General features: G+C 74.6%; 12 protein-coding genes. 7 read left to right on the forward strand and 5 right to left on the reverse strand.

What is annotated here, in order from left to right:
• The first annotated feature begins 32 nt into the window (after positions 1-32).
• The 4 genes from DSM104299_RS19550 to DSM104299_RS19565 are packed head-to-tail and all read left to right on the forward strand — an operon-like array spanning position 33 to position 5,725.
• Positions 33-1,934 (forward strand): glycoside hydrolase family 15 protein, encoded by a 1,902-nt coding sequence (locus tag DSM104299_RS19550; protein ID WP_272473326.1) that lies wholly within the window; start codon positions 33-35, stop codon positions 1,932-1,934.
• A 49-nt stretch (positions 1,935-1,983) separates the two neighbouring features.
• Entirely contained in the window at positions 1,984-3,567 is a 1,584-nt protein-coding gene (locus DSM104299_RS19555) for a GMC family oxidoreductase (protein WP_272473327.1), read from the forward strand.
• A complete protein-coding gene (locus DSM104299_RS19560; RefSeq protein ID WP_272473328.1) occupies positions 3,560-4,894 on the forward strand; it encodes an NAD(P)/FAD-dependent oxidoreductase in 1,335 nt (444 codons plus the stop codon). Before DSM104299_RS19555 ends, DSM104299_RS19560 begins: the two co-directional genes overlap by 8 nt.
• A 9-nt stretch (positions 4,895-4,903) precedes the next feature.
• The gene (locus DSM104299_RS19565) at positions 4,904-5,725 is read left to right on the forward strand and encodes a bestrophin-like domain (protein ID WP_272473329.1); all 822 of its coding nucleotides are present in this window, start codon (positions 4,904-4,906) and stop codon (positions 5,723-5,725) included.
• A 4-nt stretch (positions 5,726-5,729) separates the two neighbouring features.
• On the opposite strand, the gene DSM104299_RS19570 is transcribed toward DSM104299_RS19565, so the two are convergent.
• The 3 genes from DSM104299_RS19570 to DSM104299_RS19580 form a co-directional block, all read right to left on the reverse strand.
• On the reverse strand, positions 5,730-7,148 hold the full coding sequence (locus tag DSM104299_RS19570; protein ID WP_272473330.1) for a hypothetical protein: 1,419 nt from the start codon (positions 7,146-7,148) through the stop codon (positions 5,730-5,732).
• A gap of 8 nt (positions 7,149-7,156) precedes the next feature.
• Complete coding sequence (locus DSM104299_RS19575; protein ID WP_272473331.1) at positions 7,157-7,837, reverse strand: hypothetical protein; 681 nt, start codon at positions 7,835-7,837, stop codon at positions 7,157-7,159.
• 99 nt (positions 7,838-7,936) lie between these two features.
• Positions 7,937-8,479 carry a hypothetical protein gene (locus DSM104299_RS19580; protein ID WP_272473332.1) on the reverse strand — a complete coding sequence of 181 codons (543 nt, stop codon included), beginning with the start codon at positions 8,477-8,479 and terminating at the stop codon, positions 7,937-7,939.
• Positions 8,480-8,594: 115 nt separating this feature from the next.
• Between DSM104299_RS19580 and DSM104299_RS19585 the strand changes: the two genes are divergently transcribed.
• Genes DSM104299_RS19585 through DSM104299_RS19595 form a run of 3 tightly spaced genes read left to right on the forward strand, consistent with a single transcriptional unit; the run spans position 8,595 to position 13,441 of the window.
• Complete coding sequence (locus DSM104299_RS19585) at positions 8,595-9,923, forward strand: chloride channel protein (RefSeq protein WP_272473333.1); 1,329 nt, start codon at positions 8,595-8,597, stop codon at positions 9,921-9,923.
• Between the two features lie 39 nt (positions 9,924-9,962).
• Positions 9,963-11,411, forward strand: coding sequence for a glucose-6-phosphate dehydrogenase (gene zwf / locus DSM104299_RS19590; protein ID WP_272473334.1), 1,449 nt, complete (start codon positions 9,963-9,965; stop codon positions 11,409-11,411).
• The gene (locus tag DSM104299_RS19595; RefSeq protein ID WP_272473335.1) at positions 11,408-13,441 is read left to right on the forward strand and encodes a phage holin family protein; all 2,034 of its coding nucleotides are present in this window, start codon (positions 11,408-11,410) and stop codon (positions 13,439-13,441) included. The genes zwf and DSM104299_RS19595 overlap by 4 nt, the downstream gene beginning before the upstream one ends.
• Here DSM104299_RS19595 and cydC read toward each other — a convergent pair.
• Entirely contained in the window at positions 13,381-15,060 is a 1,680-nt protein-coding gene (cydC, locus tag DSM104299_RS19600; RefSeq protein ID WP_272473336.1) for a thiol reductant ABC exporter subunit CydC, read from the reverse strand. The genes DSM104299_RS19595 and cydC overlap by 61 nt on opposite strands.
• Positions 15,057-16,730 (reverse strand): thiol reductant ABC exporter subunit CydD, encoded by a 1,674-nt coding sequence (cydD, locus tag DSM104299_RS19605; RefSeq protein WP_272473337.1) that lies wholly within the window; start codon positions 16,728-16,730, stop codon positions 15,057-15,059. The genes cydC and cydD overlap by 4 nt, the downstream gene beginning before the upstream one ends.

Here is a 16,730-nt window from a genome sequence, read left to right on the forward strand (position 1 = left end):
CTCCGGCAGACCCCGCGAAAGGCAGAGACACGATGGCCAGCGCAGTGACCCCGAAGTCCGACGCAGCCCCACAGAGCGCTGCGGCACCTTCACCGTTTCCGCCCATCGCGGAGTACGCGTTCCTGTCGGACTGCCACACGGGCGCGCTGGTCTCGCCGGACGGGGCGATCGACTGGCTGTGCGTGCCGAGCTTCGACGCGCCGAGCGTCTTCGGGATGCTGCTCGATCGCGAGGCGGGCTTCTTCCGGCTCGGGCCGTTCGGCATCAACGTGCCGTCCTCGCGGGAGTACGAGCCCGGGACCAACACGCTGGTCACCACCTGGCACGTGCCGGGCGGCTGGCTCGTCGTCCGCGACGCGCTGACGATGGGCCCGCGGCGCCACGAGGACACGATCACGCCGCACACGCGCCCGCCGACCGACGACGACGCCGAGCACCTGCTCGTGCGCACCGTCGAGTGCATCGAGGGCAGCGCCGAGGTCGAGCTGGTCTGCGAGCCGGCGTTCGACTACGGGCGCGTGCCGGCGGAGTGGACGCTCAGCGGCGAGGATCGCCACCAGGCCGACGCCACCGGCGCGGGCGTGACGCTGCGCCTGCGGACCGACATGGCGCTCGGCATCGAGGGCGACCGCATCCGCGCCCGCCATGTCCTGGCGGCCGGGGAGCGGGTCTTCTGCTCGCTGTCGTGGGCCGCCGAGCTGGAGTCGCCCGTCGACGGCGACGACGCGCACGCGCGCCTGGAGACGACCCAGAACTTCTGGCGCAAGTGGCTGGAGCGCGCGCGGATCCCTGACCACCGCTGGCGCCCCTACCTGCAGCGCTCGGCGCTGGCGATCAAGGGGCTGACCTACATGCCCACCGGCGCGACGGTCGCCGCGAGCACCACCTCGCTGCCCGAGACGCCCGGCGGCGAGCGCAACTGGGACTACCGCTTTACGTGGATCCGCGACTCGACGTTCACGCTGCAGGCGCTGCACTGGCTCAACCTCGACTGGGAGGCCGACGAGTTCATGCAGTTCATCGGCGATCTCGCCTGCAACGAGGACGGCTCGCTGCAGATCATGTACGGGATCGACGGGCGTCGCGACCTGACCGAGACCACGCGCGACGAGCTGTCGGGCTACGCCGGCGCGCGACCGGTGCGCATCGGCAACGGCGCGTTCGACCAGCGCCAGAACGACGTCTTCGGCGCCGCGCTGGACTCGATCCTGCTCCACACCCGGCGCAGCGAGCGCCTCCCGCGCCGGCTGTGGCCGATCGTGGAGGCCCAGGCCGAGGGCGCGACGCGCGTGTGGCGCGAGCCCGACCAGGGGATCTGGGAGGCGCGCGGCGCGCCGCAGCACTACGTGTCGTCCAAGTTGATGTGCTGGGTCGCGATGGACCGTGCGGCCAAGCTCGCCGAGATCCGCGGCGACCCGGACCTGCGGACGCGCTGGCAGGCGACCGCCGACGAGATCAAGGCGGACATCTTGGAGCACGGCGTCACGACCGACGGGGTGCTGCGCCAGCACTACGAGACCGACGCGCTGGACGCCTCCACGCTGCTGGCCGTGCTCTTCGGCTTCCTGCCGGCCGACGACCCGCGCCTGCACGCCAGCGTCATGGCCATCGCGCACGACCTGACCGAGAAGGGCTTCGTGCTGCGCTACCGCACCGGCGAGACCGACGACGGGCTGGCCGGCAAGGAGGGCACGTTCCTGATCTGCTCGTACTGGCTGGTCTCCGCGCTGTCGATGATCGGCGAGGCGCAGCAAGCCCGCGACCTCATGGAGCGCCTGCTGCGCGTGGCCTCGCCGCTGGCCCTCTACGCCGAGGAGTTCGATGCCGACACCGGCCGCCACCTCGGCAACTTCCCGCAGGCCTTCTCGCACCTGGCGCTGGTCCAGGCCGCCGCGCAGATCATCCTCACCGAGCGGATCGCGGAGCTGCGATGAGGTCGAACGCTGTCATCGTCGCCGGTCGACCGGGCTCAGGGCACGTTCGATGAGCTCCTACGACGTGATCGTCATCGGCAGCGGCGCGGGCGGCGGCACGCTCGTCCGCCAGCTCGCGGCCTCCGGCAAGCGCATCCTGCTGCTCGAGCGGGGCGACTGGCTGCCCCGCGAGCCGCAGAACTGGCAGAGCCACGACGTCTTCGTCGACAACCGCTACGTGTCGGAGGACACGTGGTACGACGAGCACGACCGGCCCTTCCAGCCCCAGGTCCACTACTTCGTCGGCGGCGCGACCAAGCTGTACGGCGCCGCGCTGTACCGCCTGCGCGCCGAGGACTTCGGCGAGTTGCGCCACCACGACGGGATCTCCCCCGCCTGGCCGATCTCCTACGACGAGCTGGAGCCGTACTACACGCGCGCCGAAGACCTCTACCACGTGCACGGCGCACGCGGCGAGGACCCGACCGAGGGGCCGGCCAGCGCGCCGTACCCCTACCCCGCCGTCTCGCACGAGCCGCGGATCCAGCAGCTCTCCGACGACCTCGAGGCCGCCGGCCACGTGCCCTTCCACGCGCCGTGCGGCGTGATGCTCGACGAGCGCAACATGCCCTACAGCCCGTGCGTGCGCTGCTCGACCTGCGACGGCTTCCCGTGCCTGGTGCACGCGAAGTCCGACGCCGAGGTGCTCGGGGTGCGCCCGGCGCTCGAGTACGACAACGTGACCCTGCTGACCGGTGCCCGTGCGCTGCGGCTGGAGACCGACGCGCCGGGCACGACCGTCACCGGCGTCGTCGTCGAGCGCGACGGCCGGCGCGAGACCGTGACCGGCGACATCGTCGTCGTGGCCTGCGGCGCGGCCAACAGCGCCAAGCTGCTGCTCGCCTCGGCCAGCGACCGCCATCCCAACGGCCTGGCCAACGGCTCCGACCAGGTCGGGCGCAACTACATGTTCCACAACAGCCAGGCCGTCCTCGCGCTGTCGGTGGAGCCCAACCCGACGGTGTTCCAGAAGACGCTCGGGGTGAACACCTACTACTTCGCGACCAAGGACATCGACTTCCCGCTGGGCAACATCCAGATGGTCGGCAAGTCGTCGGCCGAGATGTACCGCGGCGAGAAGCCGCTGCAGACCAAGCTCGCGCCCGAGTGGACCCTGAACCACGTCGCCGATCACGCCGTCGACTTCTGGCTGTCGACCGAGGACCTGCCCCGGCCCGACAACCGCGTGACGCTGCGCGACGACGGCAGCGTCGCGCTGCGCTACGCGCCGAGCAACGACGTGCCCAAGCAGCGACTGCTGCACGAGCTCAAGTCCATGCTCAAGCACCTCGGGATGCACCACGACCACCTGCTCCCCCGCCACGCCTACCTCAAGAACGAGATCCCGGTGGCCGGGTGCGCCCACCAGGCCGGGACGTGCCGCTTCGGCGCCGATCCCGCGACGTCGGTCCTGAACACCGACTGCCGCGCGCACGAGGTCGACAACCTCTACGTCGTCGACACGAGCTGCTTCCCGAGCATCGGCGCGGTGAACCCGGCGCTGACGGCCATGGCCAACGCCGTGCGCGTCGGCGACCACCTGCTCGAGCGGCTGGGCGCGTCGGTGCCGGCCCCGGAGGGCGTCCATGTCTGACGCCGAGGACCAGCGCCGGCATGTCGTCGTCGTGGGCGGCGGCTTCGCCGGCGTCGGCGCCACCCGCCGGCTGGCGGGCCGCGACGACGTGCGCGTGACGCTGATCGACCGCAACAACTACCACCAGTTCCAGCCGCTGCTCTACCAGGTCGCGACGTCGCAGCTGGCCTCCAGCGACATCGCCTACTCGCTGCGCAAGCTGTTCGCCGAGGACGAGAACGTCGCCGTCAAGCTCGCCGAGGTGGAGACGATCGACGCGGCCGCGCGCAGCGTGACGACGACCGACGGCGACGTGATCGCCGGCGACGCGATCATCGTCGCCGCCGGCTCGCAGCCGAACTTCTTCCGGACGCCGGGCGCCGCGGAGCACGCCTTCCCGCTCTACTCGCTCGACGACGCGCTCGCGCTGCGCTCGCGGATCCTCGGCGTCTTCGAGGCCGCCGACCGCGACGCGTCGCTGATCGATCAGGGCGCGCTCGCGTTCGTCGTCGTGGGCGGCGGCCCGACCGGCGTCGAGCTGGCCGGCGCGCTGGCCGACCTCGTCGCCGAGACGATGGCCGAGGAGTACCACGACCTGGCCGTCAGCTCCGTGCAGATCCACCTCGTCGACCTCGGCCCGACGCTGCTCGGGCCGTTCTCCGAGGACGCCCACGAGTACGTCGCGAAGATCCTCGGCCGCAAGGGCGTCCGCATGCACCTCGGCGTCGCCGTGACCGAGGTCGGCGCCGGGCACGTCACGCTCGCCGACGGGACGGCCATCCGCACCCGCTGCGTCGTCTGGGGCGGCGGCATCAAGGCGCCGCCGGTCGCCGGCGCGCTGCCCGACGCCCAGGGCCGCGGCGGCCGCCTGGCGGTCAGCTCCGACCTGTCAGTCGCCGGCGCGCCCGGCATCTACGCCGCCGGCGACATCGCCAACATCCCGGCGCCCGACGGCAGCGCGCTGCCCCAGCTCGGCTCCGTGGCGCTGCAGAGCGGCGTGCACGCGGCGAACACGGTCATGGCCGACCTGACCGGCGAGCCGCGGTCGCCCTTCCACTACCACGACAAGGGGATCATGGCGATGATCGGGCGCGGCGCCGCGATCGCCGAGGTCGGCCCGCACCGCCACGAGCTGCACGGCGCGATCGCGTTCTCGGCCTGGCTCGGCGTCCACGCGCAGCTGATGACCGGCGTGCGCAACCGCATCGACGCGTTCGTCAGCTGGGGCTCGGACTACTTCTCCAAGCGCCGCGGCCCGCAGATCCTCGACCACACCGACGCGGCGGAGATCGACTGGGACGAGGACCCCGCGCCCCCACTGGCCGCCGCCGGCCACCCGCAGCCCTGAGCCACGCCGATGACCGTCGCCTGGGCGATCCTCATCGTCGTCGTCGCGACGGGCCTCGCCGTCACCGCGATGCTGCTCGTCCGGCGCCGGGCGCCGGAGGGCAGCGTCTTCGAGGACGGCGATCGCGCGTCCGGCGTCTTCGGCGTCCTGGCGACCGGCTTCTCGGTGCTCCTGGGGCTGATCGTCTTCCTGGCCTTCTCCAGCTACGACGAGTCGCGCAGCGGCGCCGAGACGGAGGCGCTCACCGTCGCCCAGCAGTACCAGACCGTGCAGTTCCTGCCGGCGACCGCGCGGGCCGCGCTCGGCGGCGAGCTCGTCTGCTACAGCCGCGCCGTCGTCCACCAGGAGTGGCCGCGGCTGGCGCGGGGCACGGAGGGCGAGGCGTTCAACCCCTGGGCCGTGGCGCTGTTCCGCACGATCAAGACCGTCGACCCCAAGACGCCGGCCGAGCAGACCGCCTACGACAAGTGGATGGACCGCACGAGCGACCGCGAGCAGGCCCGCAGCGACCGGGTCCACGGCGCGGTCGGCGTCATCCCGCGCTCGCTGTGGGTCGCGCTGTTCTTCATCGCCGTCACGATCTTCTGCTACATGTTGTTCTTCGCCGACAGCCACGAGCGCTGGTACGCGCAGGCCATGTTGATGGGGTCGGTCGTCTCCGTGATCGCGACGCTGCTGCTGCTGATCTCCTTCCTGGACAACCCGATCCGCGAGCACGGCGGGCTCAAGCCGGTCGCGATGCAGCGCACGCTGAAGATCCTCGACCAGGAGCGCGCGCTCGTAGGCGATCGCGCGCGGCCGCCGTGCGACGCGGCCGGCGCGCCGAGCTAGACGCTCAGCACGTCGGGGCCGCGCCGGGGCCGGTCTGCGTCAGCACGCGGGCGCCGTCGAGGTAGACGTCGACGCGCACGGCGGTCGGCCGGCAGACGCGGGGCGCGGGCGCCGCGATCCGGCGCGCGCCGCTGCCGTCCGCGTCGAAGAGCAGGGCCAGCGCCCACGGCTGGGTCCACGCGCCACCGCGCAGCGGTCGCTCGTAGGCCACGGCCGTCACCGCCGTGCCGCGCGGCAGGCGAGCCCAGGCCAGCCGCAGGCGCAGCCGGCCCTCCGACCAGCGCAGCCCTTCTACCCGCACGCGCGCGCCCGCCGGCGCGCGGCCGCTGAGACGGCGGCGCAGCGTCGACGCCGTCTCGGCCGCGACGACGCGATCGGCCGCGCGCCGGGCGTCGGCGGCCCGCGCCGGGTGGTGGCGGGCGACCCAGGCCAGCTCGCTCAGCGCCGTGGCGGCCAGGTGGCGCGCGCGCTCCGACGCGCCGCCGGCGGTCGCCAGCGCGAGCCCATGGGCCAGCGCGGCGTCGGCGGCGGCGCGGTCGCCGCGGGCCAGCAGCGCGGCGCCGCGCAGCAGCCAGACGTCGGGCACGTGCGGGTTGATCGCCCGCGCGGCGTCGGTGGCGGCGACCGCCTTGTCCAGGTCGCCCACGTAGAACGCCTGCAGGGCGACGAGCCCCGGCCCGAGCAGGTCCTTGCCCGGGTCCAGCGCCTGCGCGCGCTCCGCGTCGCGGATCGCCGGCCGGGAGGCGCGCCCGCTGCGGTCGGTCCACGCGCCGGTGACCGGGTAGTCGGGGTTGGCCGCCTGCAGCAGCGCGCGCGAGCGGCCCAGGAACGCGGCCGCGTAGTCGCCGTCGGCCGCGATCGCGCGGCTGAACCCGGCCACCGCCGCGCGCGGCCGGCCGTCGGCGCTCAGGACGGTCGCGCGGGCGGCCGCGGCGACCGCGCGGGACGACGTCTCGGGGATCGGCTGGTGGAAGATCCACAGCGCCCATCCGGCGGCGAAGACGGCGGTCCCCACGCCCAAGGCGTAGGAGTACGGGCGCAGCGGCCCTTCGACGACGAGCGCGTAGCCGACGAAGAACAGCGCGGCGGCGAGGACGGCGATCACGGTCGTGTACTGCGTGGAGCGCGTGTTCCAGGTGACGCGCGTCGTCGCGAGCGCCCGCTGGCTCAGCGTCTCGCGCGCGGCGTCGAGCTGCCGGCGCGCGGCGAGGCGCCGCGCCTCGGTCCCGCTCGCCGCCGTGACGCCGACGTTCGCGCGCAGCGCGCGCACCGCGGCGCGCGTTGTCTCGCGCGCGGTGGTCGACTCCTTGGTGCTCGCGTCGCGCTGGGCGATCGCGATGCCGGCGCCCAGGACCGCGAGGAGCGCGAGCGTGATCGCGATGTGGCGCTTGAGCCGGCCGTCGGCGTCGTCGTCGTCGCGCATCCGCCGCCTCACGCCCAGAAGTACGTGGCCAGCCCGGCGATCAGGGCGGTGAGGTAGACGCCGACGCCCGCGGCCGCGGCCGCGACCACCATCCGGCGGCGCGTCGAGAGCTGGGCCAGCGTGTAGAGCGGCACGGCCAGCAGCGCGACGAACGCCCACCGCGTCAGCCCGTTGACGCGCACGCGGATCGCGTCGGCCTCGCGCGCCCAGCGGTCCGGGTCCAGCGCCGCCGGCGCGTCGAGCGCCGTGGACTGCTGAGCGATCAAGGCTCGCTCGCGCTCGTCGAGGTCCAGCGGGCGCGGCCTCCGCGGCGGGCGCAGCAGGTCGCCGGAGACCGCGAAGGCGTCGAAGGCCCCGGCGTCGACCGCGCGCCGGGTGGCCGCCCGTCGCACCGCGTCGCCGCCGGCGCCGCGGAGGGTCGCGGCGCGCGCGAAGTCGGCGCGGTAGCGGTCGTACGCGCGGGCCGCCGCCTGCAGCGCGACCGTGCGCTGGACGGCCGCCTGCTCGACGCGGACGGTCTCCCCGACCGCCTGGCGGTCGTCGAACGCCGCCGTGCTGCCGATCTGCGCGGCACGCCAGCCGAAGCCGGTGGCCGTCACGGTGGCGAGGCCGATCAGGAAGGCGACCGTCCACCTGCGGTTGAGGCCGCGCGGGCGCCGCGCCGGCGAGGCCTGCGACCTCGCCGGCATGGCCACGCTGCCGCTACCGACGCGAGACGCGTCGTGCGGTCCGTCGGCCGGTGCGTCGTGCGACGCGGCGTGCTCCGAACATGGTGGGTCCTTTCGTGGTCAGGAGGGCGAGCCGGCTTCGGCCGTCTCGAGGGCTGCGAGCGCCTCGGCCTCTTCGGCCGCCATCAGGCCGACCCCGACGAGGTCGAGCGGGCTGATGAAGCCGTCGCCGAGCCGGAAGCCGCCGGCGCGCATGACCGCGTCGCGCAGCCCGACGGCCCAGTGGTGCTCGATGAGCACGAGCGCCGCGGCGGAGTCGTTGGGGATGTCACCCAGGATGTCCCACTCGTCGGCTTCGCTGAGGATCGGCGGGGCGTCGCCCGCGGCGCCCGCTTCGGCGCCGGCGACCATCCCCTCCTCGCCCGCGATGCCGAGGCCGATCAGCGCGCCGACGACGGTGCCGAGCTCGACGGCCTCCGCCTCGGTGAGGTTGCTGAGGTGCTCGACCTCGAGCTCGCCCTCGGCGTCCTTGTAGACGGCGAGCGCATCGATGACACGGACCGTGTCGCTCGCGCGCAGGCGCTCGAGCTCCTCGATGATCTCGCCGTGGAAGTTGGGGTGGTTGAACCCCAACACGATCAGCTGCACGGGCCCGATCGCCATGCCTGCTCCCTTCGTCGTCTGAATGGGTCGCCCCGATGGTCGCCGCGCGGGCGTGCGGGCCGCATCATCCGGTCGGGGTGATGTCCCATGACCCGCCGGCGGCTCTACTGCGGCGATGCCCGATCCGCTCGTGCTGCTGCGAAGCAGGAGCTACGTCCAGCTGCTCGTGGTGGCGGCGCTGATCGGCATCCCGATCTCCGCGCTGGCCTATGGCTTCCTCAAGCTCGTCGCGGTGCTGCAGACCGAGCTCTTCGACGACCTCCCGGGCCAGCTCGGCTTCGCCAGCACGCCGGCGTGGTGGCCGCTGCCGATCCTCGTGCTGTGCGGGCTGCTGACGGCGCTGGCGATCACGCGCCTGCCCGGCACCGGCGGGCACTCGCCGGCGGACGGCTTCCACGCCGCCGGCGCGGTCGCGCCGATCGACGTGCCGGGCATCTTCTTCGCGGCGCTCGCGACGCTGGGGTTCGGCGCGGTGCTCGGCCCGGAGGCGCCGCTGATCCTGCTCGGCAGCGGCCTGGGCGTGCTGGCCGTGCGCCTCGCCGCCCGCGACGCGCCCGACCAGGCGGCGACGATCGTCGCGGCCGCCGGCAGCTTCGCCGCGATCAGCTCGCTGCTGGGCTCGCCGCTGGTGGGCGCGTTCCTGCTGCTGGAGGCCGCCGGGCTCGGCGGCCCGATGCTCGGCCTGGTCCTCCTCCCCGGCCTGCTGGCCGCCGGCGTGGGCTCGCTGGTGTTCGTCGGGCTGGACTCGCTCACCGGGTTCGGGACGCTCAGCCTGGCGATCCCGGACGTCCCGCCCGTCGGCCACCCGACCGGGACGTGGCTGGCCTGGGCGGTCGTGTTCGGCCTGGTCGCGCCGCTGCTCGGCCGCGGGATCACGCTGCTCGCCGTGGCCGTCCGGGCGCGCGCGCAGGGACGGCCGCTGGTCACGACGCCGGCCCTCGGCCTGTTGATCGGCGGCCTGGCGGTCGGCTTCGGCCAGATCACCGACAAGCCGGCCACCGAGGTCCTGTTCTCCGGCCAGACCGCGCTCGGCCCGCTGGTCGACGACGCGTCGACCTGGTCGGTCGGCGCGCTGCTGGCGCTCGTCGCGGCCAAGTCCCTGGCCTACAGCCTCTCGCTCAGCAGCTTCCGCGGCGGCCCGGTGTTCCCGGCCATGTTCCTCGGCGCGGCCGCCGGCATCGCGGCCTCCCACCTGCCCGGGCTGCCGCTCATCCCCGCCGTGGCCATGGGGATCGGCGCGATGTGCACCACGATGCTCACGCTGCCGCTGACCTCCACGCTGCTGGCGACGCTGCTGCTCGGGACCGACGGCACGAACGTCATGCCGGTCGTGATCGTGGCGGTCGTCGTCAGCCACGTGGTCACCGCCCGGCTGACGCCCCTGCCGGCACCGGCACCGGCGCCCCGCGCGGACGCGCCCTCCGCCGCTGCGTCATCCGGATGAGGTGATGACCCGGACCGGCGCGGCGCCGAGCATCGCGGAATGGCCTCCGCCGTCACGCCCCAGCGCCGATCGTCCGCACGCCCCGCGGCCGACGTCGGCGACCCGCAGCCCGCCGACGTCCTCGTCGTCTTCGGCATCACCGGCGACCTCGCGAAGGTGATGACCCTGCGGTCGCTGTACCGCCTCGAGCGGCGCGGGCTGCTGACGTGCCCGATCGTCGGCGTGGCCGTCGACGACTGGACCGTCGACGACCTCAAGCAGCGCGCGCGGGAGGCGATCGTCGACGGCGGCGAGACGCTCGACCCCGCCGTGTTCGATCGCTTCGTGGCCCGCATGAGCTACGTCTCCGGCGACTTCGCCGACCCCGCGACCTTCGAGCGCGTCGGCGCCGCGATCAAGGGCAAGGAGCTGCCCGTCTTCTACCTTGAGATCCCGCCGTTCCTGTTCGGCGGCGTGGTCAAGGGCCTGTCCGACGCCGGCCTGACCGCCAACGCGCGCATCGTCGTCGAGAAGCCGTTCGGCCACGACACCGCCTCGGCCCGGGCGCTGGCCGCGGAGATCCACCAGTACATCGACGAGTCCCAGCTGTTCCGCATCGACCACTTCCTCGGGAAGATGGGCCTGGTCGAGATCCTGTACCTGCGCTTCGCCAACACGATGCTCGAGCCGGTCTGGAACCGCAACTACCTGGCGTCGGTCCAGATCACGATGGCCGAGAGCTTCGGCGTCGAGGACCGCGGCCACTTCTACGACCCCGTCGGCGCGCTGCGCGACGTCGTCGTCAACCACATGATGCAGGTGGTCGCCGCGGCGGCGATGGAGGCGCCGACCGGCCGCGACCCGTCGACGATCAAGGACGCGATCGCGTCGCTGTTCAAGGCGATGCCGGAGGCCGATCCCAGCGCCTATGTCCGCGGCCAGTACGACGGCTACCTCGACACGCCAGGCGTGGCGGCAGACTCGACGACCGAGACCTACGCCGCCATGCGCCTGGACATCGAGAGCTGGCGCTGGTCGGGCGTGCCGTTCTTCCTGCGCACCGGCAAGCACCTGCCGGTCACCCAGACCGAGCTGCGGCTCGTCTTCGACCGGCCACCGCGCCTCGGGTTCGAGGCCTACAAGTCGCGCGACCCGGAGCCCAACCAGATCGTCGTCAAGCTCGACCCGACGACGGGCGTCCGGCTGCTGCTGGAGGCCCAGCACGGCGACCCGCCCGACGGCGAGCCGATCCACCTCGACATGGAGTTCGCCGACGAGGGCGGCGAGGGCCCCGCGCCCTACGAGGTCCTGCTCCTGGCCGCGATGGAGGGCCAGACCGCGCGCTTCACCCGTCAGGACGGCGTCGAGGAGGCCTGGCGCATCATGCAGCCGCTGCTCGACGCGCCGCCGCCGGTCCATCCCTACGCCAAGGGCAGCTGGGGCCCGGACGCCTGTGACCGGCTGATGTCCGGCCACGGCCGGTGGCACGCCCCGTGGGTCCCGGCGTGAGCTGGCAGCCCAGCTCACCGAAGCTGCGTCCGCTGCGACTGCTCGTCGGCTGGATCGTCTCCGCCGCCGCGGTCTGGGTGACCGCGTGGATGCTCCCCGGCTTCAACCTCGGCCACAGCGGCGCGGCGCTCACCGCGGCCCTGGCCGTCGCGCTGCTCAACGCGATCCTGCCGCCGGTCCTCGCGGCCCTGCGACTCCCCTACATGTTGGTCGCCGGGTTCCTGTTGGTGTTGATCGCCGACGCGCTCGTCCTGATGGCCGCCGCGGCGCTGCTGCCCGACGCCGACGTCCACGTCGCCGGCTTCGCCGACGCGCTGCTGGCCGCGCTCGTCATCACGGCGGTCAGCATGGTCCTGCAGATCGTGCTCGGCACCAACGACGACGACGAGTACTCGCTGCGCGTCACCCGCCGCATCGCCAAGCGCCAGGGCGCCGGCGCCCCGACCGACGTGCCGGGGATCGTCTACCTGGAGATCGACGGCCTCGGCCTGCCGATCCTGCAGGCCGCGATGCGCGACGGCAGCGCCCCCAACATGGCGCGCTGGATCGCGGAGGAGGGCTACCGCCTGGCGGAGTGGGAGACCGACCTGTCGTCGCAGACCGGCGCCAGCCAGGCCGGGATCCTGTTGGGCTCCAACGACGACATCCCCGCCTTCCGCTGGGTCGAGAAGGAGGCGAGCCGCATGATGGTGTGCTCGTCGCCCGAGGACTGCGCGGAGATCGAGCGCCGCCACGCGACCGGCGTCGGCCTGCTGGTCGACGGCGGCGCCAGCCGCGGCAACCTGCTGTCCGGCGAGGCCGAGGAGACGATCCTCACGGTCAGCCGCGCCGACGCCGAGCGCGGCCCGAACCCGGGCTACCGCGCGTTCCTGGCCAACGGCTTCAACGTCACCCGCACGTTCGTGCTGTTCTGGTTCGAGGTCGGCATCGAGGTGGCCTCGGCGCTGCGCGCGTCGCGGCGCGACGTGCGCCCGCGCGGGCATCGCGGCGGCTCCTACCCGTTCATGCGCGCCGCGCTGTGCGTGTTCGTGCGCGACCTGATCGTCCACGGCGTCCTGACCGACATGATGCGCGGGCGGCCCGCGGTGTACGCCACGTTCTCCAGCTACGACGAAGTTGCTCATCACTCGGGCCTGCAGCGCGTCGACACCATGGAGGCGCTGCGCAAGCTCGACCAGCAGTTCGGCCGGCTGGAGCGCGCGCGGGAGTACGCGCCGCGGCCCTACGAGATCGTCGTCCTCTCCGACCACGGCCAGACGCAGGGCGCCACGTTCAAGCAGCGCAACGGCTACGGCCTCGACGAGCTGGTGCAGCGCTCGCTGGCCGGCAGCGGCAGCGTCGCCGGATACTCCGGCGGCGACGAGCAGAGCGCGATGGTCCACCACGCCGTCGAGGAGGCCAGCGGCAACCAGGGCAAGGACGACAACAAGTCCAAGTCCAAGTCCGACGTCAGCGGTCGCGACGTGGTCGTCCTGGGCTCGGGCAACCTCGGGCTCATCTACCTCATGGAGGGCGCGCCGCGGCGGCTCACGCTCGAGGAGATCCAGGAGCGCCACCCCAAGCTCGTCGACGCGCTGCGCGACCACCCGCACGTCGGCTGGCTGCTGGTGCGCTCAGCGCGCGACGGCGCCGTCGTGCTCGGTCCGAACGGCGGCGCGCGCTACCTCGACGACGATCGCGTCGTGGGCCCGGATCCGCTGGCGCCGTTCTCGCCGACCGCGGCCGACCACCTGCGGCGCACCGACGGCTTCGCGCACGTCGCCGACCTCATGGTCGGCAGCTTCTACGACCCGATGGTCGAGGAGGGCTGCGCGTTCGAGGAGCTCATCTCGTTCCACGGCGGGCTCGGCGGCCCGCAGACGCGCGCGTTCGTCCTCGCGCCGCCCGCGCTCCCGCTGCCCGACGCGCCGCTCGTCGGCGCGGCCTCCGTGCACGGCCTGCTGCGCGGATGGCGTCAGCGGCTGCAGCCTCAGGCGGCGGCCGGCGGCGACGACGCCACGACGCGCCCGGCGTCCAGCGTCACCACCTGATCGACGGCGTCCAGCCCCTCGGGGCGGTGCGTGATGAGCAGCACGGCGCGGTCGCCCGCCGCCGCGAAGACGTCGCGCATCAGGAGCGTCGCCGTCGCCTCGTCGAGGTGCGCGGTCGGCTCGTCGAGCACGAGCACCGGCGCGCGCGAGAGCAGCGCCCGCGCCAGCACGATCCGCTGGCGCTGGCCGCCCGACAGCGCGCGGCCGCGCTCGCCGACCGCGGTGTCCCAGCCCTGCGGCAGGCTGCGCACCCAGTTGCCGATGCGCGCCTGGTCCAGCGCCGCGGTCAGCTCGGCGTCGCTGCACTCGGGGCGCGCCAGGCGGACGTTCTCCCGGATCGACGTGGAGAAGAGGTGCGCGTCCTGGCCGGCGACCGCGATCGCGCGGCGCACGTCCTCCTGGCGGTAGTCGCGCAGGTCGCGACCGGCCAGCGTCACCCGCCCGGCCTCGGGATCGAGGAAGCGCAGCAGCAGGTTGACGACCGTCGTCTTGCCCGCGCCGCTGGGCCCGACGAGCGCGACGCGGCGGCCGGGGCGCAGGTGCAGCGTCACGTCCTCCAGCGCGGCGCGCTCGCCGAAGCCGTAGCGCGCCCGGACGCCTTCCAGCGCCAGGACGGCGTCGCGGGGCGGCGCAGGCGCCGGCGAGGGCGGGTCGGCGATCTTCGGCTCGATGTCGGCCAGCTCGAGCAGGCGGCGCCCGGCGGCCAGCGCGCCGGGCAGCTCGCGCGCGGTCGCCGTGAGCGGCGTGACCGCCTCGAACGCCGCGAGCGCCAGCAGCGCGAGGAGCGCGACGAGGACGCGGTCGAGGCGGCCGTCGGCGACGGCGCCGGCCGCGACGAGCAGGGTCGCCACGACCGTCACGCCGCCGATGGCGACGCCGAGCCCGTCGCCCAGCCCGCCGACGAGCGCGTCGCGGCGCGCGAGGCGCGCCAGCTCGCGGTCGGCGGCCGCCGCGCGCTCCAGGGCCGCGTCGCCGGCGCCGTAGACCACCAGCTCGGGCGCGGCGACCAGCGTGTCGAGCAGCTCGGCCGACAGCGCGCCGCGGGCGGCGACCTGGCGCGCCTGCGCGCGCCGGCCGAGCGCGCCGGCCAGCAGCGGCACGGCGACGCCCGCGAGCAGGAGCCCGGCGGCGAGGATCAGCGCCGCGGCGGGCAGGACGACCGCGGCCGCGCCGACGCACGCGGCGCCGGCGAGCAGCGCCACCAGCGGCGGCCCGACCCCGCGCAGGTGCAGGTCCTGGAGCCGGTCGACGTCGGCGACGACGCGGGCCAGCAGGTCGCCGTCGCGGTAGCCGCGCAGCTGCGCGGGCGCCAGCGGCTCGAGCCGGCGGTAGACGGCGACGCGGGCGTGGGCCAGCGCCCGCAGCGCCACGTCGTGGGAGGCGAGCCGCTCGGCGTACCGGCTCAGCGGTCGCGCCAGCCCGAAGAAGCGCACGGCCACGATCGCCGTGCCGAGCGAGAGGATCGCCGGCCGCTCGGCGGCGCGGACGATCAGGTAGCCGGCGGTGGCCATCAGCCCTGCGCCGCAGATCACGGTCAGCGCGCCCAACACCACGCTGAGCGCGACGCGCCGGCGCGGCACGCGCGCGAGGTCCAGGATCCGGGCGGTCGTGGTGCTCATGCCGTCGGCGCCAGGACCGAGTCGCCGCCCGGCCGCGGGAGGTGGATGACGCGGTCGGCGCAGACGATCAGCTCCGGCCGGTGGGCGATCACCAGGACCGTGCCGCGCGCGCCGAGGCGCGCGACCGCCTCGCCGACGACGTCCACGCTGAGCGGGTCGAGGTCGGCGGTGGGCTCGTCGAGGACCACGAGCGCGGCGTCGCGCAGGAACGCGCGGGCCAGGGCGACGCGCCGCAGCTGCCCGGCCGACAGCGGGCGCCCGCCGTCGCCGACGACCGTGGCGTAGCCGTCGGGCAGCGCCCGCACGAACCGGTCGGCGCCGGCGAGCGTCGCCGCGTCGCGCACGGCCGCGTCGCTCGCGGAGCGGTCGCCGAGGCGGATGTTGTCCGCGACGCTGGCGGGCAGCAGCGCCGGGTGCTGCGGCACCCACGCGAGCTGGCGCAGCCACGCGTCGCGCCGGCACCGCGCGAGGTCGACGCCGCCGACCGTCACGCGCCCCGCGGTCGGGCGCAGCAGGCCGAGCACGAGCGCGGCGACCGTGCTCTTGCCCGCGCCGCTCTCGCCGACCAGCGCCAGCGTCTCGTCGGGCGCCAGCTCCAGGTCGACGCGGTCGAGCACCAGGCCCGGCCGCGTCGGGTAGGCGAACGACACGTCCTGCAGGCGCACCGGCGCCCGGCGCGGGTTGGGCGGGTAGCGCACCCCGGCGGCCGAGCTGTGGCCCGGCGCCTCGAGCAGCGCCAGCATCCGCTGCGCGACGGCGAGCCCGTCGGCGCTGGCGTGGAACTCGGCGCCGAGGCGGCGCAGCGGCAGGTACAGCTCGGGCGCGAGGATCAGGACGGTGAGCCCGGCCTGGAGCCCGAGGCTGCCGTCCACCAGGCGCACACCGGCGATCACGGCCACCAGCGCGACGCCGAGCGTGGCCGCGAGCTCGAGCACCGAGCCCGACAGGAAGCTGACGCGCAGCGTCGCCATGGTCGCGCGCCGGTGGCGGTCGCCCACCGCGGCGATCGCGACCGTCTGCCCGCGCGCGCGGTCGAACGCCCGCAGCGTCGGCAGCCCGCGCAGCACGTCGAGGAAGTGCGATGACAACGCCACCAGCGCCGCCCAGCGCTCCTCCGTGTGGCGCTTCGTGCGCAGCCCGATCAACACCATGAACACCGGGACGAGCGGCAGCGTCAGGACCATGATCAGCGCGGACTCGAGGTCGATCGTCGCCACGTAGACCACGACCGCGACCGGGACCACGCACGCCAGCACGAGCTGGGGCAGGTAGCGCGCGAAGTACGCCCCGAGCGCGTCGACGCCCCCGACCGCCGCGGCCACCACCTCCGCCGCCTCCGTGCCGTCGACCGCCTCCGGGTGCTCGGTCAGCCGGCGCCGCAGCAGCGCGCGCCGCAGCTCGGACAGCACGGCCGACGCGGCGCTGCGCCCGGCCACCTCCGTCCCCCAGCTCACCGCGCCGCGCAGGACGCCGAGCAGCGCCAGCGCGACGAGCGCGCCGGAGCACTCCCGGGCCGAGGCGCCGTCGAAGACCTGCGCGATGACCCACGCCAGCAGCGACGCCTGCGCCAGCACCGCGGCGGTCGTGACGAGGCCGAGCGCGACGTCGACCGCGAGCAGCGTCCGGGCGGCCCGGGCGCGGCGCAGCAGACGCGGGTCGAGCGCGCGCAC

Source organism: Baekduia alba (assembly GCF_028416635.1).
Lineage (GTDB): Bacteria > Actinomycetota > Thermoleophilia > Solirubrobacterales > Solirubrobacteraceae > Baekduia > Baekduia alba.

Coding starts and splice junctions, on each gene's coding strand:
- zwf (WP_272473334.1), top strand. CDS start 9,963: ATGGCCTCCGCCGTCACGCCCCAGCGCCGATCGTCCGCACGCCCCGCG.
- DSM104299_RS19585 (WP_272473333.1), top strand. CDS start 8,595: ATGCCCGATCCGCTCGTGCTGCTGCGAAGCAGGAGCTACGTCCAGCTG.
- DSM104299_RS19565 (WP_272473329.1), top strand. CDS start 4,904: ATGACCGTCGCCTGGGCGATCCTCATCGTCGTCGTCGCGACGGGCCTC.
- DSM104299_RS19580 (WP_272473332.1), bottom strand. CDS start 8,479: ATGGCGATCGGGCCCGTGCAGCTGATCGTGTTGGGGTTCAACCACCCC.
- DSM104299_RS19555 (WP_272473327.1), top strand. CDS start 1,984: ATGAGCTCCTACGACGTGATCGTCATCGGCAGCGGCGCGGGCGGCGGC.
- DSM104299_RS19575 (WP_272473331.1), bottom strand. CDS start 7,837: ATGCCGGCGAGGTCGCAGGCCTCGCCGGCGCGGCGCCCGCGCGGCCTC.
- DSM104299_RS19550 (WP_272473326.1), top strand. CDS start 33: ATGGCCAGCGCAGTGACCCCGAAGTCCGACGCAGCCCCACAGAGCGCT.
- DSM104299_RS19570 (WP_272473330.1), bottom strand. CDS start 7,148: ATGCGCGACGACGACGACGCCGACGGCCGGCTCAAGCGCCACATCGCG.
- cydC (WP_272473336.1), bottom strand. CDS start 15,060: ATGAGCACCACGACCGCCCGGATCCTGGACCTCGCGCGCGTGCCGCGC.
- DSM104299_RS19560 (WP_272473328.1), top strand. CDS start 3,560: ATGTCTGACGCCGAGGACCAGCGCCGGCATGTCGTCGTCGTGGGCGGC.